Origin of the sequence: Bartonella sp. PS17NMGDW (genome assembly GCF_042193555.1) — a bacterium.
GTDB classification, from domain to species: Bacteria; Pseudomonadota; Alphaproteobacteria; order Rhizobiales; family Rhizobiaceae; genus Bartonella; species Bartonella grahamii.
This window is the reverse complement of the sequence record NZ_JBHILY010000001.1, coordinates 250,395-275,378: the sequence shown is the minus strand read 5'-3', so window position 1 is coordinate 275,378 and position 24,984 is coordinate 250,395. Positions and strand designations below refer to the sequence as shown.

General features: G+C 38.2%; 24 protein-coding genes and 1 pseudogene. 10 read left to right on the top strand and 15 right to left on the bottom strand.

All coding sequences use genetic code 11. From position 1 onward, the window contains the following. Positions 1-2: 2 nt before the first annotated feature. The 7 genes and pseudogenes from rplI to ACFIJK_RS01060 all read left to right on the top strand — a co-directional run bounded on the left by rplI (position 3) and on the right by ACFIJK_RS01060 (position 7,715). Positions 3-599, top strand: a complete 597-nt coding sequence (gene rplI, locus ACFIJK_RS01090) for a 50S ribosomal protein L9 (protein WP_375625876.1) — start codon at positions 3-5, stop codon at positions 597-599. A gap of 595 nt (positions 600-1,194) precedes the next feature. Next, positions 1,195-2,685 (top strand): replicative DNA helicase, encoded by a 1,491-nt coding sequence (locus tag ACFIJK_RS01085; protein WP_375619412.1) that lies wholly within the window; start codon positions 1,195-1,197, stop codon positions 2,683-2,685. Between the two features lie 6 nt (positions 2,686-2,691). Beyond that, the gene (radA, locus tag ACFIJK_RS01080; protein ID WP_375625873.1) at positions 2,692-4,068 is read left to right on the top strand and encodes a DNA repair protein RadA; all 1,377 of its coding nucleotides are present in this window, start codon (positions 2,692-2,694) and stop codon (positions 4,066-4,068) included. A gap of 127 nt (positions 4,069-4,195) precedes the next feature. Further along, positions 4,196-4,771 (top strand): CvpA family protein, encoded by a 576-nt coding sequence (locus ACFIJK_RS01075; protein WP_375625022.1) that lies wholly within the window; start codon positions 4,196-4,198, stop codon positions 4,769-4,771. Positions 4,772-4,853: 82 nt separating this feature from the next. Then, positions 4,854-5,375, top strand: a pseudogene (locus ACFIJK_RS01070) (class II glutamine amidotransferase); the annotation flags it as partial. Between the two features lie 100 nt (positions 5,376-5,475). Beyond that, entirely contained in the window at positions 5,476-6,969 is a 1,494-nt protein-coding gene (gene purF, locus ACFIJK_RS01065) for an amidophosphoribosyltransferase (protein ID WP_375625023.1), read from the top strand. Positions 6,970-6,971: 2 nt separating this feature from the next. Further along, on the top strand, positions 6,972-7,715 hold the full coding sequence (locus tag ACFIJK_RS01060; protein ID WP_375625024.1) for an SDR family NAD(P)-dependent oxidoreductase: 744 nt from the start codon (positions 6,972-6,974) through the stop codon (positions 7,713-7,715). A 70-nt stretch (positions 7,716-7,785) separates the two neighbouring features. Here the strand turns inward: ACFIJK_RS01060 and pssA are convergent, their stop codons facing one another. The 5 genes from pssA to cysS all read right to left on the bottom strand — a co-directional run bounded on the left by pssA (position 7,786) and on the right by cysS (position 13,674). Then, positions 7,786-8,625 carry a CDP-diacylglycerol--serine O-phosphatidyltransferase gene (gene pssA, locus ACFIJK_RS01055; protein WP_012754949.1) on the bottom strand — a complete coding sequence of 280 codons (840 nt, stop codon included), beginning with the start codon at positions 8,623-8,625 and terminating at the stop codon, positions 7,786-7,788. Positions 8,626-8,633: 8 nt separating this feature from the next. After that, positions 8,634-9,332: a phosphatidylserine decarboxylase gene (locus ACFIJK_RS01050; RefSeq protein ID WP_375625025.1), complete on the bottom strand. Its 699-nt coding sequence runs from the start codon at positions 9,330-9,332 to the stop codon at positions 8,634-8,636. Between the two features lie 117 nt (positions 9,333-9,449). Then, a complete protein-coding gene (locus ACFIJK_RS01045) occupies positions 9,450-11,333 on the bottom strand; it encodes an ABCB family ABC transporter ATP-binding protein/permease (protein ID WP_375625869.1) in 1,884 nt (627 codons plus the stop codon). A gap of 115 nt (positions 11,334-11,448) precedes the next feature. After that, entirely contained in the window at positions 11,449-12,120 is a 672-nt protein-coding gene (locus ACFIJK_RS01040) for a DUF421 domain-containing protein (RefSeq protein ID WP_375625027.1), read from the bottom strand. Positions 12,121-12,165: 45 nt separating this feature from the next. After that, complete coding sequence (gene cysS, locus ACFIJK_RS01035; RefSeq protein ID WP_375625867.1) at positions 12,166-13,674, bottom strand: cysteine--tRNA ligase; 1,509 nt, start codon at positions 13,672-13,674, stop codon at positions 12,166-12,168. 499 nt (positions 13,675-14,173) lie between these two features. Here cysS and ACFIJK_RS01030 point away from each other — a divergent pair, with 499 nt between their 5' ends. Beyond that, complete coding sequence (locus ACFIJK_RS01030) at positions 14,174-14,542, top strand: TIGR02301 family protein (RefSeq protein ID WP_375625865.1); 369 nt, start codon at positions 14,174-14,176, stop codon at positions 14,540-14,542. A gap of 412 nt (positions 14,543-14,954) precedes the next feature. Here the strand turns inward: ACFIJK_RS01030 and ACFIJK_RS01025 are convergent, their stop codons facing one another. Then, the gene (locus ACFIJK_RS01025; protein ID WP_375625863.1) at positions 14,955-16,283 is read right to left on the bottom strand and encodes a dihydroorotase; all 1,329 of its coding nucleotides are present in this window, start codon (positions 16,281-16,283) and stop codon (positions 14,955-14,957) included. Positions 16,284-16,347: 64 nt separating this feature from the next. Between ACFIJK_RS01025 and ACFIJK_RS01020 the strand changes: the two genes are divergently transcribed. Together ACFIJK_RS01020 and ACFIJK_RS01015 are read left to right on the top strand one after the other, a co-directional pair. Beyond that, on the top strand, positions 16,348-17,220 hold the full coding sequence (locus ACFIJK_RS01020; RefSeq protein WP_375625861.1) for a YgfZ/GcvT domain-containing protein: 873 nt from the start codon (positions 16,348-16,350) through the stop codon (positions 17,218-17,220). After that, positions 17,213-17,830 (top strand): YfbR-like 5'-deoxynucleotidase, encoded by a 618-nt coding sequence (locus ACFIJK_RS01015; protein WP_375625859.1) that lies wholly within the window; start codon positions 17,213-17,215, stop codon positions 17,828-17,830. The genes ACFIJK_RS01020 and ACFIJK_RS01015 overlap by 8 nt, the downstream gene beginning before the upstream one ends. A gap of 513 nt (positions 17,831-18,343) precedes the next feature. Here ACFIJK_RS01015 and panB read toward each other — a convergent pair. From panB to pyrE, 9 genes are all read right to left on the bottom strand, one after another. After that, positions 18,344-19,159, bottom strand: a complete 816-nt coding sequence (panB, locus tag ACFIJK_RS01010; protein ID WP_375625857.1) for a 3-methyl-2-oxobutanoate hydroxymethyltransferase — start codon at positions 19,157-19,159, stop codon at positions 18,344-18,346. After that, on the bottom strand, positions 19,156-20,016 hold the full coding sequence (gene panC, locus ACFIJK_RS01005) for a pantoate--beta-alanine ligase (RefSeq protein ID WP_375625855.1): 861 nt from the start codon (positions 20,014-20,016) through the stop codon (positions 19,156-19,158). Before panC ends, panB begins: the two co-directional genes overlap by 4 nt. A gap of 23 nt (positions 20,017-20,039) precedes the next feature. Continuing rightward, positions 20,040-20,786: a DNA repair protein RecO gene (recO, locus tag ACFIJK_RS01000; RefSeq protein WP_375625853.1), complete on the bottom strand. Its 747-nt coding sequence runs from the start codon at positions 20,784-20,786 to the stop codon at positions 20,040-20,042. 31 nt (positions 20,787-20,817) lie between these two features. Beyond that, positions 20,818-21,717 carry a GTPase Era gene (gene era / locus ACFIJK_RS00995; RefSeq protein ID WP_375625036.1) on the bottom strand — a complete coding sequence of 300 codons (900 nt, stop codon included), beginning with the start codon at positions 21,715-21,717 and terminating at the stop codon, positions 20,818-20,820. After that, entirely contained in the window at positions 21,710-22,417 is a 708-nt protein-coding gene (gene rnc, locus ACFIJK_RS00990) for a ribonuclease III (protein WP_375625851.1), read from the bottom strand. Before rnc ends, era begins: the two co-directional genes overlap by 8 nt. Next, the gene (gene lepB / locus ACFIJK_RS00985) at positions 22,398-23,210 is read right to left on the bottom strand and encodes a signal peptidase I (RefSeq protein ID WP_375625849.1); all 813 of its coding nucleotides are present in this window, start codon (positions 23,208-23,210) and stop codon (positions 22,398-22,400) included. The genes rnc and lepB overlap by 20 nt, the downstream gene beginning before the upstream one ends. A 79-nt stretch (positions 23,211-23,289) precedes the next feature. Continuing rightward, positions 23,290-23,691, bottom strand: a complete 402-nt coding sequence (gene acpS / locus ACFIJK_RS00980; protein ID WP_375625039.1) for a holo-ACP synthase — start codon at positions 23,689-23,691, stop codon at positions 23,290-23,292. A 37-nt stretch (positions 23,692-23,728) separates the two neighbouring features. Further along, complete coding sequence (locus ACFIJK_RS00975; RefSeq protein ID WP_375625847.1) at positions 23,729-24,301, bottom strand: DUF2062 domain-containing protein; 573 nt, start codon at positions 24,299-24,301, stop codon at positions 23,729-23,731. A gap of 94 nt (positions 24,302-24,395) precedes the next feature. After that, a complete protein-coding gene (pyrE, locus tag ACFIJK_RS00970) occupies positions 24,396-24,974 on the bottom strand; it encodes an orotate phosphoribosyltransferase (protein ID WP_375619471.1) in 579 nt (192 codons plus the stop codon). Positions 24,975-24,984 lie beyond the last annotated feature (10 nt).

Here is a 24,984-nt window from a genome sequence, read left to right as displayed (position 1 = left end):
CTATGGATATTATTTTACTTGAGCGCATTCCTCGTCTTGGTCAGATGGGTGATATTGTCTCAGTTAAAGATGGTTATGCGCGTAATTTTCTCTTGCCTCAAGGTAAAGCTTTACGCGCAAATGAAGCCAATAAAAAACATTTTGAGATACAACGTGCACAACTTGAAGCCCGTAATCTTGAACGCAAAAGCGAAGCGCAAAAAGTTGCTGAAAAACTTGATGGACAATCATTCATTGTTGTTCGTTCTGCTGGTGAAACAGGACAACTTTATGGTTCTGTATCAACACGTGATATTGCTGAAATTATAACAGATGAAGGCTTTTCTATTGGGAGAAATCAAGTCGAACTTAACCATCCAATAAAAATGATCGGTCTTCACACAATCACTCTTAGCTTACATCCTGAGGTTCAAATTTCTGTGATTATTAATGTTGCGCGTTCTACCAGTGAAGCACAACGCCAAGCAGAAGGTGAAACTCTCACTTCTGCTAAAGAAATATATAATATTCAAGAAGAATTATTAGAAGAAAATCAGGAAGAATTATTGGTAGAAGAAATTAATGACAACGATATAAACAGTTCTCATCAAGAAGCTTAATTGCTATTTTTGCTTTCTGTTTTATATTTTTTATTCTATTTTAAATATTGCTCATAAAATACTCACACTTTAAAACTGGGTATTTTATGGCTATCATACATAAAGAACCTAATTTTTATGAAAGAATTAGGAATATATTATTTAAAGGCATTACATGCCGAGAATGATAATATCACTAAGAGGAAATTTTCTTTTGTTGTCTAGCATCTAAAGCAAAAATAATTTAAAGTTCTACCCTTAAGGGTAAGGTTTGTATGAGCGGTAAGTTGATTATATCAACACATGATCTGAAATAATTTCAGTTATAAAAAAGTAATTCTACTTACACAGATATTGGAATTTTAAGGTCACATAACTTCAAAACACTTAAATTTAGAATAGCAAAACTTCCACTTTAAAATCACGTATTATAAAATAAAATAGATCAATGTTATATAAATAATACACAAATGATAGATGAGCAACGAAAAGAGGGTTTTGAAAAATTATATAATTTTAACTTAAAATGAAGATTTGTAGCTCTATTCTTTTAATTATACGATTTTCAATTTATCGCCTAAAGTAGCTAGACTTAGAATTTTAGTGGAAAAATATTATGGAAGAAACTAACGTTGTTAATGTCAGCTCTTCAAAGAAGGAAGATTCTCCTTCTTTTCGGCAGCTTCCGTATAATATTGAAGCTGAACAGGCATTGCTTGGTGCCATCTTTATCAACAATGATTCTCTTGACCGCGTTTCAGATTTTCTAAAACCAGAACATTTTTTTGAACCATTGCATCAAAAAATTTATCATGTTTTATCTCACCTTATTAAAACAGGAAAACGTGTAGATCCAGTTACAATCAAGCCCTATATCCAAATGGAAGAAAAAATTGGAGATATTACTGTATACCAGTATGTTGTTCGCTTAGCCACAGAGGCAGTCACTATTATTAACGCTGAAGATTATGGACGCGTCATTTACGATCTTTTTATCCGACGGTCTTTGATTAACCTTGGAACTCAAGTTGTCAATACAGCCTTTGATGCTCCTGTAGAGCTCACGCCTACCCAACAAATTGAAACTGTTGAAAATCAGTTATTTGAGCTAGCAGAAAAAGGGAAATATGGAGGTGGATTTGAAAATTTTAATGAGGCTATCAAAAAAGCTATCGATATGGCAAGTGCTGCGAAAAAGCGCTCTTCACAATTATCAGGGATAGCCACCCATATTAAAACACTTGATGAAAAAATGGGAGGATTACAAGCATCTGACTTAATTATCCTTGCAGGACGCCCTGGTATGGGAAAAACCTCACTGGCTACCAATATTGCCTTTAATATTGCTAATGCTTATAATCGTAATGCCAATATCCAAGAAAATGAAGGGGGTATTGTAGGTTTCTTCTCACTTGAGATGTCATCCGAACAGCTTGCAACCCGTATTATTTCTGAACAAACAGAAGTCTCTTCTTCTGATATTCGGCGTGGTAATATCTCAGATGAACAATTTTCAAAAATTATTCGTGCGGTGAACCAACTACAAAAGGCACCACTTTATATTGATCAAACTGGGGGAATATCAATTACGCAATTAGCTGCTCGTGCGCGGCGTCTCAAGCGACAACATGGTTTAGATATCTTGTTTATTGACTATATCCAACTCATGACAAGCAGTTCAAAGCGTTCATCAGAAAATCGTGTTCAAGAGATCACAGAAATTACCACAGGATTAAAAGCGTTAGCGAAAGAATTGAATATTCCTATTATCGCTCTCTCTCAACTTTCACGTCAAGTAGAAAATAGAACAGATAAACGTCCCCAACTCTCAGATTTACGTGAATCTGGTTCAATTGAGCAAGACGCCGACATTGTTCTGTTTGTCTACCGCGAAGAATATTATCTCAAAAATGAAGAACCAAAATTAGGTAGCTTAGAACATACAAAATGGCAAGAAATAATGGACAAAGCTTTTGGAAAAGCTGATGTTATTATTGCAAAACAGCGCCATGGGCCGACAGGAATCGTGCCACTTGCCTTTCAATCTGATTTCACACGATTCAGTGATCTGGCCGATAGCAATTATCTTCCAGAGCAAATCGGTTAAATTAACATGGCGCGTAATCGTATTCAATTTATCTGTCAAAATTGTGAAACTGTCCATTCTCGTTGGGCGGGAAAATGTAGTGCTTGTGGAGAATGGAATTCCCTTATCGAAGAAACTATAAATGGCGGCATAGGAAGTGGTCCTAAACAGAATGCTCGTAAAGGACGCATTGTCACACTCACATCTCTTTCTGGAAATATCGAAGATACTCCACGTATTCATTCTGGTATTGCTGAACTTGATCGTGTTACCGGTGGGGGCTTTGTCCGTGGATCAGCACTCCTTGTTGGAGGTGATCCGGGTATTGGTAAATCAACATTGCTGACACAAACAGCTGCTGCTTTATCACGCAAAGGATATAATGTTATCTATGTTTCAGGTGAAGAGGCTATTGCGCAAATTTGTCTGCGCGCGCAAAGGCTTGAAGCTAACAATACAGAGGTGAAACTTGCTGCTGAAACCAATGTTGAAGATATTCTGGCAACCTTAAGCGAACATAAAAACCTTGATATGGTGATTATCGATTCAATTCAAACCCTATGGTCAGATACAGCAGATTCATCACCCGGCACTGTCACACAAGTACGTATCGGTGCTCAAGCAATGATCCGCTTTGCCAAAAAAACGGGAACCGCCGTTGTTCTTGTTGGTCATGTTACAAAAGATGGGCAAATTGCTGGTCCTCGAGTTGTTGAACATATGGTTGATGCCGTTCTCTATTTTGAGGGTGAAGGAGGACATCATTATCGCATTCTTAGAACTGTAAAAAATCGCTTCGGACCAACAGATGAAATTGGTGTCTTTGAAATGTCTGATAAAGGATTACGCGAAGTGATAAATCCATCCGAATTGTTTTTAGGAGAACGTAATGAAAAAGCACCAGGTGCTGCTGTTTTTGCGGGAATGGAAGGGACACGCCCAATACTCGTAGAAATTCAAGCGCTTGTTGCTCCTTCTTCCCTTGGGACACCAAGACGTGCGGTTGTCGGATGGGATGGAAATCGTCTTTCTATGATTCTTGCCGTTTTAGAAGCCCATTGCGGCATTCGTTTTGGACAGCATGATGTCTATCTGAACGTGGCAGGTGGATATCGCATATCAGAACCCGCTGCTGATTTAGCTGTAGCCGCTGCTTTGGTATCCTCTCTTGCCAATATCGCATTGCCAACGGATTATGTATATTTTGGTGAAGTCAGTCTTTCAGGAGCTACCCGCGCTGTTTCACATTCAGCACAGCGCATCAATGAAGCAAAAAAACTCGGCTTTCAAGGAGCATTTCATCCCACAACAACAACCGAAATGATGAAGTCGCTCAATTTTCAACAAAAAACTTTCTCCGACCTTCCGGAACTCGTTGCTACTCTTACCGTAAGTAAAAAATGATCTGCACCATAGATATGATAATATAGAAAAAACTCTATAAAATACAAAAGATCCTTGCTATAAGAACAAAAAATATATTTGCACATAGACTTAGAAGAACACAACTTTATGTATAAGGAACAAACAAATGATCATAACAATCCTTGATGGAATTGTCGTAGTAATCATCCTGTTGTCCGCTTTTCTTGCTATGCTTCGAGGGTTTTCACGTGAAGTGTTATCGTTGATTTCTTGGGCAGTTGCAGCTATTACGACACTGTTTTTATTCAAGCCTGTCTTACCTTTCTTTGAACACTATCTCTCTAATAAAATGATTGCATTGATCACAACATTGGTCACGATTTTTATTATTGTTCTCATTATTACTTCAATTATTACAATGAAGATCTCTGATTTTATTATTGATAGTCGAATTGGTATTCTTGACCGTGCTATTGGTTTTATTTTTGGAGCACTTCGCGGTTTACTTATCATGGTCATCGGTATGTTGCTGATTAATGCACTGATTAAACCCGAGCTTCAAGCGAATTGGTTAAAAAATGCAAAAACAAGGCCTATTTTAGATTCACTAGGACAAAAAGTTTGGGAAATACTCCCAAAAGATATTGGATCGGTTCTCGAAAAGGCGGAAAATTTGTTTAAAGACAGCAATAAACATACGTATGGGCAACACTCTCATGAAAAGATAATTTTCAAAAAATAGAGAATAGTTTTTCATGAGGAAAGAGAACTAAATGATGTAGAATGTGATATTAATGATTCCTTCGTATCACAACTGAAAGAATATGATGATAAAGAGTGATGTTTTCTGTCAAGAATTTTCATTAGATGATGATACCCTTCATGAAGAATGTGGCGTTTTTGGTATTCTTGGGCATGAAGATGCAGCAACATTAACAGCTCTTGGACTCCACGCACTTCAGCATCGTGGGCAAGAAGCGGCTGGTATTGTTTCCTACCATAATAAAATGTTTCATCAAGAAAAGCATTTAGGTCTTGTTGGTGATCACTATACCAATCCTACAACACTTGCACGCTTACCAGGAAATCGCGCTATTGGACATACCCGTTATTCAACAACTGGAGAAGTAGCATTACGCAATGTTCAACCCCTTTTTGCTGAGTTGAAAGCTGGAGGCATTGCTATTGCTCATAATGGTAATCTTACCAATGGTCTCACATTACGCCGTGAACTCATCGCTTCTGGTGCTATCTGTCAATCAACGTCAGATTCAGAAGTTTTTCTCCATCTTATTGCCCGCTCACGTTATGAATCGTCCTCTGATCGTTTTGTTGATGCAATAAAGATAATTTTCAAAAAATAGAGAATAGTTTTTCATGAGGAAAGAGAACTAAATGATGTAGAATGTGATATTAATGATTCCTTCGTATCACAACTGAAAGAATATGATGATAAAGAGTGATGTTTTCTGTCAAGAATTTTCATTAGATGATGATACCCTTCATGAAGAATGTGGCGTTTTTGGTATTCTTGGGCATGAAGATGCAGCAACATTAACAGCTCTTGGACTCCACGCACTTCAGCATCGTGGGCAAGAAGCGGCTGGTATTGTTTCCTACCATAATAAAATGTTTCATCAAGAAAAGCATTTAGGTCTTGTTGGTGATCACTATACCAATCCTACAACACTTGCACGCTTACCAGGAAATCGCGCTATTGGACATACCCGTTATTCAACAACTGGAGAAGTAGCATTACGCAATGTTCAACCCCTTTTTGCTGAGTTGAAAGCTGGAGGCATTGCTATTGCTCATAATGGTAATCTTACCAATGGTCTCACATTACGCCGTGAACTCATCGCTTCTGGTGCTATCTGTCAATCAACGTCAGATTCAGAAGTTTTTCTCCATCTTATTGCCCGCTCACGTTATGAATCGTCCTCTGATCGTTTTGTTGATGCAATTCGGCAAGTAGAGGGTGGATATGCTATGTTAGCGCTCACGCGTACAAAGCTTATTGCTGCACGCGATCCAACAGGGATTAGACCCCTCGTGATGGGGGAACTTGATGGTAAGCCTATTTTTTGTTCTGAAACTTGTGCTCTTGATATTATTGGAGCAAAGTATGTCCGTGATGTTAAAAATGGGGAGATCATCATATGTGAAATACAAAAAAATGGGGAAATTACTAAAAAAATTATAAAACCAAAAAATGAAAAACCAGAAAAACTTTGCTTGTTTGAATATGTTTACTTTGCCCGTCCGGACTCAATCGTTGGAGGGCGTAGTGTCTATGCAACACGCAAAAATATGGGAATACGTTTAGCACAGGAAGCCCCTTGTGAGGGTGATGTTGTGGTTCCTGTTCCTGATGGAGGAACTCCTGCTGCAATTGGCTATGCACAAGAAATTGGAATTCCCTTCGAGCTTGGTATTATTCGTAATCACTATGTTGGTCGCACTTTTATCGAACCAACACAACAAATTCGTGCTTTTGGTGTCAAATTAAAACATTCTGCAAACCGTCCTGTGATTGAAAGAAAACGTGTTATTCTTGTTGATGACTCTATTGTACGTGGAACAACATCTCTTAAAATTGTGCGAATGCTCCGTGATGCAGGAGCAAAAGAAGTTCATATGCGCATTTCTAGCCCTATGATTTTCTATCCCGACTTTTATGGTATTGATACACCTAAAGTTGAAAGCCTTTTAGCAAATCAATATCCAGATTTAAAATCTATGTGTGATTTTATTGGAGCGGATTCATTAGAATTTCTTTCAACGGATGGATTATATCTTGCTGTAGCAGGAGAAAAACGGAATAATGCCGATCCACAATTTACTGACCATTATTTTACTGGATATTATCCTACGCAGCTGGTTGATCAAGAAAACCTCTCCAAAACTCATCAATCATCTGTTCTTAGAACAAGAGATTAATGATGACAAAATTTAGTCTCCATGGGCGTGTTGCACTTGTTACTGGCGCATCAAGAGGAATTGGTTATTATTTGGCACTCGAGCTTGCTACACGCGGCGCTCATATTATTGCTCTTGCACGAACAGTCAGTGGACTTACTGAATTAGATAATCAGATCCAAGAAAAAGGGGCTCATGCAACCCTTGTTCCCCTTGACTTGCATCATATGGAAAACATCGATACTCTTGCTATCTCAATTGCCAAACGCTGGAAAAAACTTGATATTATCGTTGCAAACGCAGGAATCCTTGGAACACTCTCACCAATAGCGCATATAGAAAACACGGTATTTGAAGATGTTTTTCAAATAAATCTTTTCAGCCAATGGCGCTTAATGAAAGCTGTTGAGCCTTTATTACGAGAATCTGATGCTGGACGAGCCATTCTGTTATCCTCAAGCGTTGCGCATGCTGCGCGCCCTTTCTGGGGAGCTTATGCAGCCTCTAAAGCGGCTTTAGAGATGATTGCCCGCTGTTGGGCAGAAGAACTCAAACAAACCCCTATTAAGATTAATTGTGTCAACCCTGGTGCCACACGCACTGCCATGCGCGCTGAAGCTATGCCCGGTGAAGATCCACAAACTCTCCCTTCACCACAAGAGGTTGCAAAAAAGATAGTACATTTGTTATCACCTGATTTAAAAGAAACTGGAAAACTCTTTAATGTCCATAAAAATCGGTTTGTAGATTATCATGTACCTGACTGATCATCATCGGAGAAGTAAATCGTTTGATTCTCTCTTTTTCCTGTGCTTCTCAACAGAAGAATGAAACACTTTATGATTCTTGGATAGCTTTAGCATCAGCCTTTTTCTCTTCTAAAGTAGCACGTTTATTATAAGCGATAAAACTACAGGGGAGAAAAATCATATAGCTAACAGCTGTAATCAATAAAGTTTTCCATGTGTAAGTCGCAAGAAAACCGACATAAATAACAATAACCAACATGCATGGTATAACGATATCGCGCCTTAAATTTTGATCAATTGTTTTTGCATTCCATACTGGTAAACGACTAATCAAAAGAAAAGCAATAATTACAGTATAAAGACTAAAAAATAATGCCCACCCCCAATTGGGGACCAAACCAAGAGCGCCTAAATAGGTAGGCAATAAAAGGAGTAATGCTCCTGCTGGTGCTGGAACACCAACAAAATAACTTTTCTGCCACTTAGGTATATTGGTGTTATCCAACATCACATTAAAACGTGCTAATCGCAAACAACAAGCAACACAATAAACAAGGGCTGCAACCCAACCAATGTGATTTGCTTGATTCAAGATAAAGGAATAAACAATAAGTGCAGGGGTAACACCAAAATTTATAACATCAGCAAGAGAATCCATCTGTGCCCCAAAAGATGAACTACCATCTATTAAACGGGCAATGCGACCATCAGCACCATCTAAAACTGCGGCCAAAAGCACCATTAAAATAGCAGCTTCATAGCGATGTTCAAAAGCCAAACGAATGCTGCTCATCCCTGCACAAATTGCTAAAATAGTAATGATATTGGGAATGACATACCGCATTGATGTAGGTGAACGCCGCCGACTTGCAACATCATCATGCTGCCCCTCAGGATTGAATGAAGAAAATGGCGAAAAATTTTTCATTGTGAGTCCTAATCGTATCTGAAGTCCGTTGTGGCACTCTTATCATCAAAAGAACCCAAAACTGTTTCTCCAGCAATTGCTGTCTGTCCAACTGCAACACGCAATTTCATTTCAGTTGGTATATAAATATCAAGGCGAGAACCAAAACGAATCAATCCAAATCGCTCACCAATCATAACGGCATCGTTTTCTTTTGACCAACAAACAATCCGGCGTGCAACCATTCCCGCTATTTGTACGATACCGATTTTACCATGTTTGCTATCAATTACCATCCCATTACGCTCATTAAACTGGCTAGCTTTATCAAACTCAGCATTGGTAAATCGACCTGGATGATAAACGATAGACTCTACTGTACCACTGATAGGAATACGATTAATATGGCATGAAAAAATATCCATAAAAATGGAAATACGGATCATTTCATCTTTCCCTAATCCTAATTCTTCAGGTGGAACACATGATTCCACAAATGAAATACGCCCATCGGCAGGCGACATAACCCAATTTGAATTCAAAGGGATCACACGATCTGGATCACGGAAAAAGTATATACACCACACCGTGAGAACGAGACCAAACCAAAACAACGGACTCCATATCCAACCAAGAATGAGCGAAATAACAAAAAACGCTACAATAAAAGGATAACCCTCTTTATGAACCGGTACAAAGCTATTATGGAAAGATTGCAGAATACTCATATAATTTCCTATTCATCGTAAACTTAAACAAGCAACAAATCTTTTTGTTCCTCTTGTATCTTTTTATGTATTTAATCAATCACTCCATATAAAGATATAGATTACATTTTGCCCTATTTATTTTTTACGATTAACAACACTCGTCTCATCTTCTTCACGTATTTTACGTAATTTTTCTTCAGCTTTCGATGCTTCAAGCTGCTTATTCCACATTGAAGCATATAAACCTTTCTTGCGTAAAAGCTCTGTATGCGCCCCATTTTCAATAATACGACCACTTTTAAGAACCAAAATTTCATCAGCATTGATAACAGTAGAAAGACGGTGAGCAATAATCAATGTTGTACGTCCACGGCTTACAATATCCAATGCTTGTTGAATTTCCTGTTCCGTTGCCGTATCAAGAGCCGATGTTGCTTCATCTAGGATAAGAAGTGGGGGGGCTTTTAAAAGTGTCCGTGCAATAGCCACACGTTGTTTTTCACCACCTGATAATTTGAGACCTCGCTCTCCTACCATAGACTGAAAACCTTCCGGTAAAATTTCAATAAATTTTGATATTTGTGCCATTTCAGCAGCTTTGCGCATTTCTTCATCTGTAGCACTTGGACGCCCATAGCAAATATTATAGGCAATTGTATCATTAAATAACACTGTATCTTGTGGGACCATGCCTATCGCTTCACGCAAACTCTTTTGTGTTACGTCACGAATATCCTGCCCGTCAATTGTGATAGAACCCGCGTCAACATCATAAAACCGAAAAAGCAACCGAGAAATAGTTGATTTACCTGCACCAGATGGACCGACAATGGCGACTGTTTTTCCTCCAGGAACTTCAAAATCAATATCTCTGAGAATCTGACGTGTCGAATCATAGGAAAACTTTACCTGATGAAAACGAATGGTCCCATCGCTTATCTCTAACGGTTTAGCATCCGATTTATCAACGATCTCCTTCTGAACATCTAAAAGATCAAACATTGCTTCAATATCCGTTAAACCTTGTCGAATATCACGATAAATTGAACCAATAAAATTCAGTGGAATGGAAAGTTGCATTAAAAGTGCATTAATAAAAACAAAATCACCCAAAGTTTGTGTTTTATAAAAAACTTCATAAGCTGACATCAGCATCATGATCGTCATTCCAATACCAAAGATAAGAGCCTGACCAAAATTAAGCCAGCTTAACGATGTCCAAATCTTTGTTGCGGCTTTTTCATAACCTACCATAGAAGCATCAAATCGATCGGCTTCTAGAGTTTCATTGCCAAAATATTTCACCGTTTCAAAATTCAAAAGAGAATCAACAGCACGCGTATTGGCCTCAGTATCTGCTGTATTCATTTGTTGCCGAATACGAATGCGCCAATCACTCGCCTTAATGGTAAACAAGATATATAATCCAACCGTTGCAACAACGATGAGAAGATAATGCCACCCATAACTTATGTAAAATACAAGTGCCGTTAATATAAACTCTAGAACTGTCGGTACTGTGTTCAGAATTGAAAATCTTACGATCGCTTCAATTCCTTTTGTACCACGCTCAATCACACGAGAAAGCCCACCAGTTCGGCGTTCCAAATGAAATCGCAAGGATAACTCATGCATATGTACAAAGGTTTTATAAGCCAATTGACGAACAGCATATTGACCAACAGTGGCAAAAAGAGAATCGCGTAATTGATTTAATCCAGCCTGCATAATACGTGCGACATTATATGCCAAAACGAGCATGATGGGAATAATCAAACTGGATGGGAACCATTCAGGTAACTGAAAGCTTGAATCAAGCACATTCGTAGAATATTTAAAGAAATACGGTACAGATATGAGAACGAGCTTAGCCAAAACAAGATAAAATATTGCCCATAGCACACGTATTTTTAGATCACGCCGACCTACTGGCCACATATAGGGCCATAAATTGTAAAGTGTGTGCAGAGTTCTCCCTGTATCTGATGATACAGTTTTTGTCATTTCATTGCGTTTCATAAAGTCCTTACTTCTCTATCATCCACACGAAAAAGGCAAAATACCCCCCGTGGTTGTTTATAGATTTATCTCTTCATTACGCTTCCAATAAGCTATACCTACTCGTTGTTTGAAGTTAGACTGTTTTTGAAAAAGGAACAAGAAATAATCCACTATACAATTTATTATTTTGATCTGTATTTTCATACCACTCTGCTGCAAATAAATTTTCAACTTTTACATGTTTTTTTTTCAATTCTGCATGAAGCCACTTTTTTGTTTTACCAATCTCTTTAAGTCCATCATCAATAACTTCACCATTTTCTATTAAAATCGTCGATTTCTTCCCCTCTTCCTTTTTAATGACAGTGAAATCACCATTGGTTTCCAAACGAACAAAGGCGGCTTCATGTAAGTGACACCCTTTAAGACGTAACATCGTAATGAGATCATTAACATTGATCCCTAAGTTCTTAATCTTATCTATTTGGAAAACCCCATCTAAAACTAATGTAATATTCCGCCCCGCGATAAGACGACGAAAAAAAACTGAATAGCGTGCAAAAAAATTAAAAGATGTAATCAAGGTTTGCCAGATGAGTAAAACAAGCAATAATTGAATGCTACTAATATTCTGATTATAAATAACTCCGCCAATAATACCTCCCATAACAAAATTACTGACCAAATCAACTGGTGTCATCTGACTAAGACTCCCCCGTCCTGTTGTTCTTAAAATAAATAAGAAGGCAACAAGACCTACAGCCAGCTTAAGCGCGATATATCCATAATGATATAAAAATTCCATCAAACTTTCCTCCCTTTATTTATGTAAGCTGCTGGAATAGGAAAATTAAAATCGTTTTATTTCCCACACAGTTATGCGCTCACCACTCTGCGGATCCTTACTGTCTTTTAAAAGAATCCCCTCAGCTGCAAGCTCATCACGAATTGTATCCGCTGCTTCCCACTCTTTATTATGGATAAGTCGTAGTCTTTCAGCAATACGTTGATCAATAAATTTTGAATCAAGAAAAATTTTTTTTATAAATAATGGGCAGTCTATTTCTTTAATCCATTCTTGTCGTAACAGTCCTAATAAATTCATCCCATTAGCAAGAGCCAACGCATTCCCTTCTTTATAAAACTTTCGCAAAAGAGTCAGTGCTTTTGGAGTATTAAGATCATCACTGAGTGCATCTATCAAAGTATCATTAATTGCTTCATTGTTTTCCATCTCACTTTTTTTGCTGCGAAGCAATTCATACCAACGATACAGTTCGCTGCTCGATTGTATTAAACGCTGTGCTGTCCAATTTAATGGTTCACGATAATGCGTTTGCAACATCGAAAAACGCGCAGACAAACCAGCCCAATTTTTCTTCATTTCATCGGTTAAAATACCATTAAACTCCCAAAAGTTATTCTCTAAAACAGAACGAATAGTTATGAAATTGCCAAAGCTTTTCGACATCTTTTTTCCTTCAACTTGTAAAAAACCATTATGCATCCAAAAATTTGCCATTCGCTCCGTCCCAAAAGCTGAACAACTTTGTGCAATCTCGTTTTCATGATGAGGAAAAATTAAATCAAGTCCACCACCATGGATATCAAAAACATTCGCGGTTGGATCATCACAAGTTAAACCACCGCCATAGGGCGCTAATAACTTTGCCATTGACATCGCAGAACATTCAATATGCCAACCTGGACGACCTAAAACAGGAATTCCGGCCGGCGATTCCCAACCTGGCTCCCCTTCCACAGAAGGTTTCCATAAAACAAAATCCATCTCTTCCCTTTTATAAGCAGCAACATCAATACGCGCCCCCGCCCTCATTTCATCTAAAGAACGATTTGCAAATGCCCCATAGTGGGGAGGATTTTTTATGCTACTTACAGAAAATAATATATGATTTTCCGCTTTATAAGCGTGCCCCTTTTCAAGCAATCTTTCAATTAAAGAGCGCATTTCCTCTAAATGCTCGGTTGCGCGCGGCTGACTGGTTGGTAATAGACAACCAAGTGCTATTGTATCTTGTTGAAACTGGAAATATGTACGTTCTGTTAATTGACGAATGGCGTCATTCAATGACAAGTTTGGATATTCAAAAGCTGCTCGTGCATTAATTTTATCATCAACATCTGTAATATTACGCGCATATAGAACATGCTCATTGCCATAAACATGACGCAATAAACGAAATAAAATATCAAAAACAATGACAGGGCGTGCATTTCCTATATGCGCATAATCATAAACTGTCGGACCACAAACATAAAGACGTACTCTTGTCGGATCTATTGGTGTAAAATTTTCTTTTTTACGTGTCAGCGTATTATAAAATCGCAACTCTCTCATTATTGACTCCATGGACGATACTATGCACCGCTCCTTTTAGATGTATCTTATCTCAACTTATCGTATTACGCGGTTTAGGCTCAAAACTTTTATCTTATAGTAAATTCTTCTTACCATTTTCCCACTAGTATTCACGGCTGTATTCATCATTTATCATAAAAACAATCTATTTTATTTGATTGAACAAAAGCATTCTATCATTAGAGATGCTTTTCCTCCTTAAAGAAAACGAGCTTAGAAAAAGTTCTATAGGCAATACAATATAAATCTATGTGAAAAATAGATAGCTTTCAGGAAGCAAATCTTAAATTTTTAACCACACAAAGCTTCGTCAGTATTTTCAATATTCCACAATGGGTTCCTTACTGCCTCTTACGCCCTATATTTTATAATCAATAATTGAGAATAATGTAGCAATTAACTCTATTTTTTTACACAGTTCTCATGACAAAATTATTTCATCTGTACAGAGTTTTATTCAAAGAAAGCAATAAAAATAATGCGTAATAGATTGATGAACATCATTATTTTAATATTTCTTGTCATTTCAATGCCAACCTTTGCGCAACAATCTCCACCTTATGAAAGAAAATTACTCCGACTAGCAGAAATTTTAGGATCATTGCATTCTCTCCAAAATCTTTGCGATCCTCCAACAAACCAATGGTATGATTATATGAATGCACTGATTGAAGCAGAACACCCCATTCCACAAAGACGTGCTTATTTTTATGAAGCGTTTAATGAAGCGTATCGTGCTTTCTCAGAAAATTATCATCATTGTACACAAGCAGCCATTGAAGCCAATCAAAGATACATTGAGGAAGGAAGAATTTTATCTGAAAACCTCCTCATGCATTATAAATAATTAATCTATACAAAAAGTATCTCTCTCAATTTTAGCGATATCAATGATATTCCTCTCACAAATGCGGAGAGCAATAAACCAGCTCTGAAAATAGAGAGACTTTTAAAAAATAATGTCTCGATACGCTTTTATTCGTATGAGCGCCTTCTTCCCATACAAAATCGTTCTTTGGCTTCCTCCCCACACCTCAAAGGATGAAGATTGTTAACTAAATTTTTTCTGTAAATAATCTAGGTTCTTGTTGAACAAGATTCCTCTTGGCTTCCCACTCATGTAATTTGCTTCATAGTTTCTACAAATAAGCCTAAGAATATTCACCACGCATAAAAAAATACTTATGTGCCAAAGAGGCTGACATACCCTATATCATCACTCTAAAAGATGATATTTTACGACACACTTTTTAATCTTTTTACACCAAATTTTCCATAAATTTAACAGGCTCTCCTTGTGAAGGTGTGACAATTTCACCTTCCCACATAACGCGCATACCACGGATAATAGTCCCAACAGGCCAACCTTTAACTTTTTGACCATCATAAGGTGTCCAACCGGCACGCGAACCAATTAAGCCATTCGTAATAATTTCTTCTCTCTTAAGATCAACAATGGTTAAATCAGCATCATACCCAACAGCAATGCGCCCTTTACAGCTTATACCAAAAATACGACTAGGGCCATGTGAAGTGAGATCAACAAAACGTTCAAGAGATATTTTTCCTTCATTCACATGTGTCAACATAATTGCTGCTGTTGTTTGCACCCCTGTCATTCCTGAAGGTGAAGAGGGATAAGGTTGAAGTTTTTCTTCAAGGGTATGAGGCGCATGATCTGAGCCTAAAACATCAATAATTCCTTGTTGAACACCATACCAAAGAGCTTCACGGTGGCGCGACTCACGAATAGGCGGATTCATCTGAATTAATGTACCAAACTTCTTATAATCATCAGCCGTGAGAGTCAAATGATGTTGTGTCACTTCAATTGTTGCAACATCCTTATGTTTTTTTAGAAAATCAATTTCTTCTTCTGTCGAAAGATGTAACACATGAATCCGTGCTTTCGTCTCATGGGCAATTTTTACCAAACGCTGCGTACATTTTAATGCCGCAATTTCATCACGCCAAATCGGATGTGACGATGCATCCCCTTCAATACGCAATATTTTACGCTCTTTGAGCCTCGCCTCATCTTCAGAATGAAAAGCCGCACGACGGCGTGTATTCTTCAAAATAAGGCGTACACTTTCATCATCATCAACCAAAAGATCACCTGTAGAGGACCCCATAAAGACTTTAATTCCAGCCGCACCAGGAAGTCTTTCTAATTCAGATAGTTCATGAGCATTTTCACGCGTTCCTCCAACCCAAAATGCAAAATCACAATGCATTCGATGAAATCCGCGTTGAACCTTATCGCTTAATGTTTCTTCTGATGTTGTTAATGGATTGGTATTAGGCATTTCAAAAACTGCCGTAACACCCCCTAACACAGCAGAATACGAGCCACTTTCCAAATCCTCCTTATATTCATTTCCTGGCTCACGAAAATGCACTTGGCTATCAATAATTCCTGGTAAAATATGAAGCCCCGTACAATCAATGACCTCACTAGCCGATGCACATGTAAGGTCGCCTATTTCAGCAATACGACCATTTGTAATACCAATATCACGCTTGCTTCTTCCATCATGATTCACAAGTGTTGCACCTTTAAAAATTGTATCAAATGTTTTAAACATAGCCACGCTCCTTACATATTGCTCACTTATCGATTATGTAACTTTGAGCAGAAAGGCAAGAACCATGATTGAAAAACAAAATGCCATTTGCTTAAAAAACCGCGGGCTTATTCAAATTACAGGCGAAGAAGCAACAGATTTTCTACAATCCCTGATCACGACAGATGTAAAAAAAATCAGCCCACAGGAACTTTTCCCTGGAGCCCTTTTATCCCCACAAGGAAAGGTTCTTGCTGATTTTCTTATCGGAAAAAAAGAAAATGGTTACCTGATTGATATCAGAATGCCTTTAGCTGATACGCTTCACCAACGTCTGTTGCTCTATAAGCTGCGTAAAAAAGTAGAAATTACACAACCATTACAAAAGCTTGTTACGGTTTCTTTGAATAATGAATCAGATTCTTTAAATTTTGATTCAAGTTTTGTTGATAAACGCTTCCCACAACAAGAAAAAATAATACGAATCTATGGCAAAAAACCTTTTTTGACTTCAGAATATCATGACACATGGAATCAATTGCGTATCCGTTATGCAATTGCGGAAAGTGATCAAGACTATGAAATTGGTAAAGTCTTTCCTCATGATATTAATTACGATCAAATCAATGGACTCTCATTCAATAAAGGATGTTATATTGGACAAGAAATTGTTTCACGAATGCACCATCGCCGTGCAGCACGTCGCCGTATTTTTATTGTAAAAGGCCAGTGTGAATTAACCCCTCAATCTAGCATTGAAGCAGGAACAAAAGTGCTTGGCTACTTGGGAACGTGTGTAGAAAATGAGGCTCTCGCTTTAATGCGTATTGACCACGTCAAAGATGCTATGGATCATAACATCCCCTTTACTGTAAAAAACATTCCTGTCACTATAAACATTGCTGAAAATATGAATTTTACCTTTCCTGAAAATACTATAGAAAATACGCATGGCTAAAGCTGAATTATTAAAAAATGGAGAAGCCCGCGCTTGGCAAAGAATGCTCTCTGGAAGGCGACTTGATCTTCTCAACCCTTCTCCTTTTGATGTTGAAATTGAAGATATTGCCCATGGACTTTCTCGCGTGGCACGTTGGAACGGTCAAACACGAGGGGAGCATGCCTATTCTGTTGCACAACATTCACTTTTGGTTGAACAAATATTTCAAAAACTTTTTCCACAATCGGGAAGCAACGAATGTCTTTATGCTCTTCTTCATGATGCTCCAGAATATGTCATCGGCGATATGATTTCCCCCTTTAAAGCTGTCATAGGAAAACAATATGAACGCATTGAAAAGGGCATCCAAGATGCTATCCACATGCGCTTTTCTCTTCCCGTTGATCTTTCTCAAAAACTTTTAAAAAAAATCAAACAAGCCGACCGTATCGCTGCATATTATGAAGCGATTACGCTTGCTGGATTTAGTAGAGAAGAAGCCCTTCGCTATTTTGGCTCTCCCAATAATATTTTACCCGATGATCTTAATTTATACCCCTACTCTACCCAACAAATTGAAAACGCATTTTTAACTCGCTTCAATGCCTTGGATGCCCAAAGATTATAGACTCTTCGCATTGTTCCTTCCCTATCATTAAAGACTCATCACACTGATTTATAATAATAATTCATTGTTTTTTCATGTTGAATGAGAGCCACTAATATCGTAAGATTCACTCATTTCAAATCTGTTTATATTGAATCAATCAAAACCATTCTCTTGTACGTCATAAGTGGGACCGGCATATGGGTAAAAACTTTTAAAGAAAGAATTTGAAATGTCTCTTATGAAGCGTAAAGATGGGGGCGCTCTATAAATTGTACACTTCACAGGGGCTTTACCGCTATACCATTCACAAGCGCCGTCGCGAAATAGGATTGAGTCCCCAAGAAAGCTTTCTTAAAAAAAGCACATGACTTAGCAACCCAATGGCGTTCTGTTTTGCATGAGAGGAGTGACTCCATTAAAGAAATGGAAAAAATCACAGCTCAAATTGCATACAAAATATATGAAATAATACACTTTCATTATCAAAATAACAAATGTTCCCTTGTTAAACTTTTCATCTTAAACTGAAGTTTATTTTAATTTATAAACTTCATTATCCGCTGGGAAAGCACGAGATGTGACATCCTCTGCATAATTCTTTATTGCAGTTTCCATGGCTTGTTCAAGGTCTCCATAACGGCGTACAAATTTTGGCACATGAACACCATAGCCCAACATATCTTCCATAACCAATACTTGTCCATCGCATTGATTGGATGCACCAATACCGATCGTAGGGATAGAAAGCTTTTCTGTCAGTTTTACTGCTAAAGGTTCGACAATCCCTTCTAAAACAATAGCAAAAGCACCGGCCTCCTCAATTGCAGCCCCATCGGCTTCAATTCTTTGCCAATCACTCTGTTTTCGTCCTTGTGTTTTGAAACCACCAAAACGATTCACCGCCTGGGGTGTAAGACCGATGTGCCCCATCACTGGAATGCCACGTTTACACAAAAAATCAATTGTTTCCGCTATATAAACACCACCTTCAAGCTTAACTGCACCACACCCCGTTTGAGCAAGAATACGCGATGCATTAAAAAAAGCTTGCTCTGGACTTTCCTCATAAGAGCCAAAAGGCATATCAATAACCACAAGAGCTTTTTGAGATCCACGCACCACGGCTTGTCCGTGTAAAATCATCATATCTAAATTAACAGGAAGCGTTGTCTCAAACCCATACACAACCATACCAACGCTATCACCAACCAAAAGGATATCGCAATATGGATCAGCAATCCGCGCAGTATAAGCTTGATAAGCTGTTAAAGAAACAATTGGCTGTTGTCCCTTTCTTGTACGTATTTCGGAAGATGTTATACGCTTTACGGTTTTATGTACACTCATTTTCCGCCCTTCTCTTGCAATATATATTGATCAATCAGCCTTACCTCTCCAAAGCGAACAGTAAGAAGTAAAACTGCTGGTTTATTCAATGTTCCTTTAACCACGCATAAAGTTTCCATATCCCGCAAATCTATTGCTTCAATGATTGCACGCGTTTCTTGTTGTAAAATATCACGAACAGTTTTGCATAATTTATCAACCGACCGTTCACCTTCATGGTAAAGCTTTTTAGCAGCTTTCCCACTTTCAGGAATAATTTTGGCAGCTTTACGATCTTCTAATGTTAAAAACTGATTGCGTGAAGAACAAGCGACACCATCTGACTCCCGTAGAATAGGAACTCCAACAATTTCAATAGGAAAAGCCAAATCTTCAACCATACGCCGAATAATTAAAATTTGTTGAAAATCCTTTTCCCCAAAAAAAGCCTTATCTGGTTGAACAATGTTAAAAAATTTAGCAACAACGCTTGTTACACCACAAAAGTGCCCTGGACGTAATTTTCCCATCAAAATACGTGATAATTTTTTCACTTGCACAATTGTATCATTTCCCAGTGGCCACATTTCATCTACAGAAGGGGCAAAAACACATTCAACACCTGCTTCTTTTAACAAAGCACAATCGCCCTTCAAATCTCTTGGATATTGAGAAAAATCTTCATGAGGTCCAAATTGCTTTGGATTGACAAAAATAGAAACCAATACGCGATCACACATTGCTCTTGCATACTGTACTAATGCAAGATGACCATCATGCAATGCCCCCATTGTTGGAACAAAACCAATCGAAAAACCTAAACGTCGTTCCTCTGAAGTATATTGGCGGACTTCAGCAATTGTCTTTAAAACTTTCATTTTTCCATTCAATTATCATCAGATCAACAAATTAATGCTCGTATACCAAATTGGCGCTCAAACAATTGTATCAAATTCATGCGCACTGACGGCTGCTTTATATCTCGTGGCTCCCAGACATGACGCATAAGAAAAAAACCCGTCAGTATAAAACCATTTATTATGTCACTAGAATCAGTAGGACGAGTTGTTCTTTGCACAAGAAACTGTGGTAGAATGAGAAGCTTTTTTTTCCAAGGTTCCCCTGCTTCTTCACAGACAGCCCGTCCAGATTTTGGTGATACGTAATGCAGCCTTTCCTGACGACCTGTTGCAGCACAACAAGATAAATCAAGACCAAAACCAAGTTCTTCAAGAAGCCGCATTTCAAAACGTACAAGCAATTCTGCAGTTACAAATGGTTCATCAAAATTCTGCATAAAAAGGTGTAAAATATCATATAAAACGGGATGTGGATCACGTTCGGGAAGAAGCCGCAAATGAAAAGCTATCAATTGCAAAGCATAAAGTGCTTCTGGTAGACAGATTAATCGCGCCGCGTGTAAATCAAGAGCTTCAAGTCGAAAAAGTCCCAAATGCTCTTCTAAACGAGCCCACCATTCAGCTTCCACAAAATTTCCAGGTTGAAGAAGAGCTGCCATACGACGCGACCGCCCCCCTTTTACCACTCCCATATAACGACCATGTTCACGTGTCATAACCTCAAGAATAACACTTGTTTCACCATATTGGCGTGTACCAAGAATAACGGCTTGTTCTTTCCACTTCATTTTACTTTAATTATTTTTAAAAATCTTATTTTTAAAAATCCAATCCCATTTCGCGATAACGTTCTGGATCGGTATCCCAATTATCGCGCACTTTCACAAAGAGAAAAAGATGAACCTTTTGATCCATAATTTTCATTAGTTCTTTACGTGCTGCTTGACCAATCGCTTTTATTGTATCGCCTTTTGCTCCTAAGACAATTTTTTTCTGACTCTCACGCTCAACATAAATAACTTGATTAATTTTAACGGAACCATCTGAACGCTCTTCCCAGTTTTCTGTTTCAACCGTTGAGGAATAAGGAAGTTCATCATGAAGACGAAGAAAAAGTTTTTCACGCGTAATTTCAGCAGCAAGATGACGCATGGGCATATCGGAAATTTGATCTTCCGGATAATACCATGGTCCCTCCTGCATCATATTACTCAACGCATGAAGTAAATCCTTGCAACCAGAACCGTTTAGAGCAGAAATCATAAATGTTTGCGCAAACTTTACACGTTCATTTATTTTAGTGGTTAACGCTAGAAGAGATGATTTAACAACTGTATCAACCTTATTAAGAACAAGAACTTTTTCTTGTTTCATGTTGTTTACAATATCTAACATCATATCAACTTCATCCGAAAGACCACTTTGAGCATCAATTAAAACGAGCAGAACATCCGCGCTCTTAGCCCCTCCCCAAGCAGCAGAAACCATGGCACGTTCTAAGCGCTTATGGGGACGAAAAACACCCGGTGTATCGACCAACACAATTTGCACATCATCATGAATGACAATACCGCGGATTAAAGTTCGTGTTGTTTGTACCTTATGCGTTACAATTGAAACCTTTGTTCCAACCAATTGATTAACCAATGTCGATTTACCGGCATTAGGCATCCCAATAAGCACAACAAACCCAGAACGCGTTTTCATAACGTCACTCATGATCATTTTTTCCCACTGTTTTCCATACACCCTCTCGTCGCAAAATTTTTTCAGCTGCCATTCTTTCGGCATATCTTTTGGAGCTTCCCTGCCCAATCTCTGAAGCAAACCCAGAAATACTGACCTCTACCATAAAAACAGGATCGTGATCTGGACCTGAACGTTTTATAACCTGATAATGTGGTTGTGCATTGCCTTGGATATGCGCCCATTCCTGTAATTCGGTCTTGGCATCACGCCGACCAGCATTCATTTTCTTTGCCCGACTTTGCCAATATTTTTGAATAAAAGGGCGAACGCTTTCCAAGCCTCCATCGAGATATATCACGGCAATCAAAGCTTCCACGACATCTGCATGCATATTGATGAGTCGACGCCCCTCGAAATTTTTCATCTCAAAACCAACACGGATCATATCAGGCAGCCTCATTTCACGCGCAATATCAGCACATGTCTGCGCGTTGACCAGATGATTCAAACGGACTGATAATTCACCTTCACTTGCCTGAGGAAAAAGTTGATACAGCATTTCTGCAATCAAAAGCCCTAAAACCCGATCCCCTAGAAACTCTAGTCGTTCATAATTCCCCTGTTCCGAATCTTGCACACTCGAGTGTGTTAATGCCTTCTTTAACCTCTCTTCATCTTTAAAACGATGCCCCGTCAGCTTGAAAAGCTGATCAATCATTAGACGTTTCATCGTTGTTTCCTTGATTGATAAGCGGCAAATCATGAACCGTATTTATGAAAGAAAACAAACGCTTCCAACGCACATCAAATGGCCAGCGCCAAACCTGCCAAGCACTTGAACCGTTACTGATGGAAAAGAAAATCACGCTCGCGCGACCAATAAGATTTTCTTCTGGAACATAGCCTACATCTAAACGACTATCATCTGAATTGTCGCGGTTATCTCCCATCATAAAGTAATGTCCTTGAGGAACTTCAAAGACTTTTGTATCATCGACTTTCGGGATGAAAGCTAAATCAAGTGTATCATAACTGACACCGTTAGGCATTGTCTCGCGATAAACCTCAACAGGATAGTTAACCTCTGTTATATCAGAATTATCAATTTCCCCCATAAAGTGACGGGAAACAGCCTCATCATTAATATAAAGAACACTTTGACGGACTTGTATACGATCACCTGGTAGCCCAACAACGCGTTTTATATAATCAATCTTTGGATTACTTGGTAAGCGAAAAACGACCACATCTCCACGTTGAGGCTGAGATGCCCAAATCCGTCCAGAAAAAAGAGGAGGAGAAAATGGGATGGAAAAATGAGAATACCCATATGCATACTTAGAAACAAACAGATAATCTCCCACCAACAAAGTAGGACGCATTGAACCGGAAGGAATACTAAAAGGCTGGAAAAAAAGTGTCCGAATAACCGCTGCTAAAAGCAGAGCCTGTATTAAAACAGAAATAAATTCACGAACCCCACCTTTTTTTTCTTTTTTATGCACTTTATCTTTTTGGATCATCACCAACTGCCTTCTCATCACAGATATAATTTTTTTCATCATAATATTCAAATAACAAAAGCACAATCTCTCACACCATCTATCCACGTGGAAGTGCTTCGATAATAATAAATGCCTGTGCCCAAGGAAAATCATCTGTTATGCTAAGATGAATAACTGCATCATGATGAGGAGGTAATAACTTTTGAAGTTGTACTTGCGCACGATTTGTTAATTGCATTATTGGTTTACCAGATGGCAAATTAATAACCCCCATGTCTTTCCAATTAATCCCACAAGCGATTCCCGTTCCTAAGGCTTTAGCACATGCTTCTTTAGCAGCAAATCTTTTTGCATAGGAAGAAGAGCTTTTTTTGAGATTTTCCGATCTATTCCTTTCAATATCCGTAAAAATACGTTGGGTAAAACGCTCACCATAACGAACCAACATTTTCTCAATACGTCGTATATCAACCAGATCATTTCCAAGACCAACAATCATACGATATTACCCGATCTTTCTTACGATGAACGCTTCTTTAAACGCCTTTTTTTATAATCTTTTGATATCGCTTTTGTTTAAAACGAACCGTTGCTCTGTAAACACCTATATAAGATAAACCACCAAAAACAATACCTAAAAGAGTTCCACCTAAAATCATAGGACTCATAATTGTGTCCCATGCGCCTTTAAAGAGGAGAGAGAGATTTGACAATGTCAAACCATTAAATAGAGCACGAATTTGCGAAAGAGAAATCTCTTTGACATCGCTAAAAAGTGATAAACAAAAATACCCTACTTTATAATCAGCCATGACAATCAATAAAAATGTGAGTGGATTAGAAAAAATCGTCCCAATGATTGCGGCAGCAAAGTTTGCACGCAAAAGCCAAGATAAAAATATTGCCAAAATAATATGCAACCCAAAGAAAGGGGAACAAGCTAAAAAAATGCCAACAGCAACCCCTAATGCTACTTCATGCGGTGTTGCTGATATACGCAAAATACGTTTATGTATGTAGCAAAATGAGCGAGAAAATGAACGACGTGGCCATAACCAAAGTCGAATACGCGTTACAAAATCTATTGGTTCTCGACTACGAAAAAGCATATGACTCTCAATATACATCTTTTGATGATGAAATAATCTATATCATCCAAATTAATCTTTTTAAGCTTTTGCACAAAAAAAAATAGAAAGACAATTAAATATTTCGACTACCTGGTTTAATCGCTGGAAGAACAGAAAGCTCTGCAGGAAGTGCATCACTAGTATAAGAGGTTATCTCATATTCAGCAAGCGCAATCAATGGAACCCCAACATTGACCTTACCACCAGAACGATCAAGGATACATGCACTGGCCAATACCTCTGCTCCTGCTGCAACAAGCGCCTCAATAGTCTCACGAATGGAAAGACCCGTTGTCACAATATCTTCGACAATAACAACCCGTGCCCCCTTCTTGATTTCAAAACGACGCAATTCAAAGATGCCATTTACACGCTCTACCCAAAGAGAAGGAACACCAAGGTGCCGTGAAGTTTCATAGGAAGGAATAAGGCCGCCAATTGCGGGACCAACAACATAATCAATTTTTCCCTCGATAGATTTTTTGATTTTTTCAGCTAATCCACGACACAACTTTTCCGTCAAGTCAGCATGCATGAATACTTTCGCTTTTTGCATATAAGTCGCACTATGGCGTCCCGATGTTAAAATAAAATGCCCTTCTAGAATAGCATCTGCTTGTTTAAAAATATCAATGACATCTTGTGTATTCATTGCAAAATCT

Coding starts and splice junctions, on each gene's coding strand:
- rplI (WP_375625876.1), top strand. CDS start 3: ATGGATATTATTTTACTTGAGCGCATTCCTCGTCTTGGTCAGATGGGT.
- purF (WP_375625023.1), top strand. CDS start 5,476: ATGATGATAAAGAGTGATGTTTTCTGTCAAGAATTTTCATTAGATGAT.
- ACFIJK_RS00975 (WP_375625847.1), bottom strand. CDS start 24,301: ATGCTTTTTCGTAGTCGAGAACCAATAGATTTTGTAACGCGTATTCGA.
- acpS (WP_375625039.1), bottom strand. CDS start 23,691: ATGATTGTTGGTCTTGGAAATGATCTGGTTGATATACGACGTATTGAG.
- ACFIJK_RS01040 (WP_375625027.1), bottom strand. CDS start 12,120: ATGGAATTTTTATATCATTATGGATATATCGCGCTTAAGCTGGCTGTA.
- radA (WP_375625873.1), top strand. CDS start 2,692: ATGGCGCGTAATCGTATTCAATTTATCTGTCAAAATTGTGAAACTGTC.
- panC (WP_375625855.1), bottom strand. CDS start 20,016: ATGAAAGTTTTAAAGACAATTGCTGAAGTCCGCCAATATACTTCAGAG.
- ACFIJK_RS01075 (WP_375625022.1), top strand. CDS start 4,196: ATGATCATAACAATCCTTGATGGAATTGTCGTAGTAATCATCCTGTTG.
- ACFIJK_RS01045 (WP_375625869.1), bottom strand. CDS start 11,333: ATGAAACGCAATGAAATGACAAAAACTGTATCATCAGATACAGGGAGA.
- ACFIJK_RS01015 (WP_375625859.1), top strand. CDS start 17,213: ATGGCTAAAGCTGAATTATTAAAAAATGGAGAAGCCCGCGCTTGGCAA.
- recO (WP_375625853.1), bottom strand. CDS start 20,786: ATGAAGTGGAAAGAACAAGCCGTTATTCTTGGTACACGCCAATATGGT.
- cysS (WP_375625867.1), bottom strand. CDS start 13,674: ATGAGAGAGTTGCGATTTTATAATACGCTGACACGTAAAAAAGAAAAT.
- lepB (WP_375625849.1), bottom strand. CDS start 23,210: ATGATCCAAAAAGATAAAGTGCATAAAAAAGAAAAAAAAGGTGGGGTT.
- era (WP_375625036.1), bottom strand. CDS start 21,717: ATGAGTGACGTTATGAAAACGCGTTCTGGGTTTGTTGTGCTTATTGGG.
- pyrE (WP_375619471.1), bottom strand. CDS start 24,974: ATGAATACACAAGATGTCATTGATATTTTTAAACAAGCAGATGCTATT.
- ACFIJK_RS01025 (WP_375625863.1), bottom strand. CDS start 16,283: ATGTTTAAAACATTTGATACAATTTTTAAAGGTGCAACACTTGTGAAT.
- panB (WP_375625857.1), bottom strand. CDS start 19,159: ATGAGTGTACATAAAACCGTAAAGCGTATAACATCTTCCGAAATACGT.
- ACFIJK_RS01030 (WP_375625865.1), top strand. CDS start 14,174: ATGCGTAATAGATTGATGAACATCATTATTTTAATATTTCTTGTCATT.
- pssA (WP_012754949.1), bottom strand. CDS start 8,625: ATGAAAAATTTTTCGCCATTTTCTTCATTCAATCCTGAGGGGCAGCAT.
- ACFIJK_RS01085 (WP_375619412.1), top strand. CDS start 1,195: ATGGAAGAAACTAACGTTGTTAATGTCAGCTCTTCAAAGAAGGAAGAT.
- ACFIJK_RS01060 (WP_375625024.1), top strand. CDS start 6,972: ATGACAAAATTTAGTCTCCATGGGCGTGTTGCACTTGTTACTGGCGCA.
- ACFIJK_RS01020 (WP_375625861.1), top strand. CDS start 16,348: ATGATTGAAAAACAAAATGCCATTTGCTTAAAAAACCGCGGGCTTATT.
- ACFIJK_RS01050 (WP_375625025.1), bottom strand. CDS start 9,332: ATGAGTATTCTGCAATCTTTCCATAATAGCTTTGTACCGGTTCATAAA.
- rnc (WP_375625851.1), bottom strand. CDS start 22,417: ATGAAACGTCTAATGATTGATCAGCTTTTCAAGCTGACGGGGCATCGT.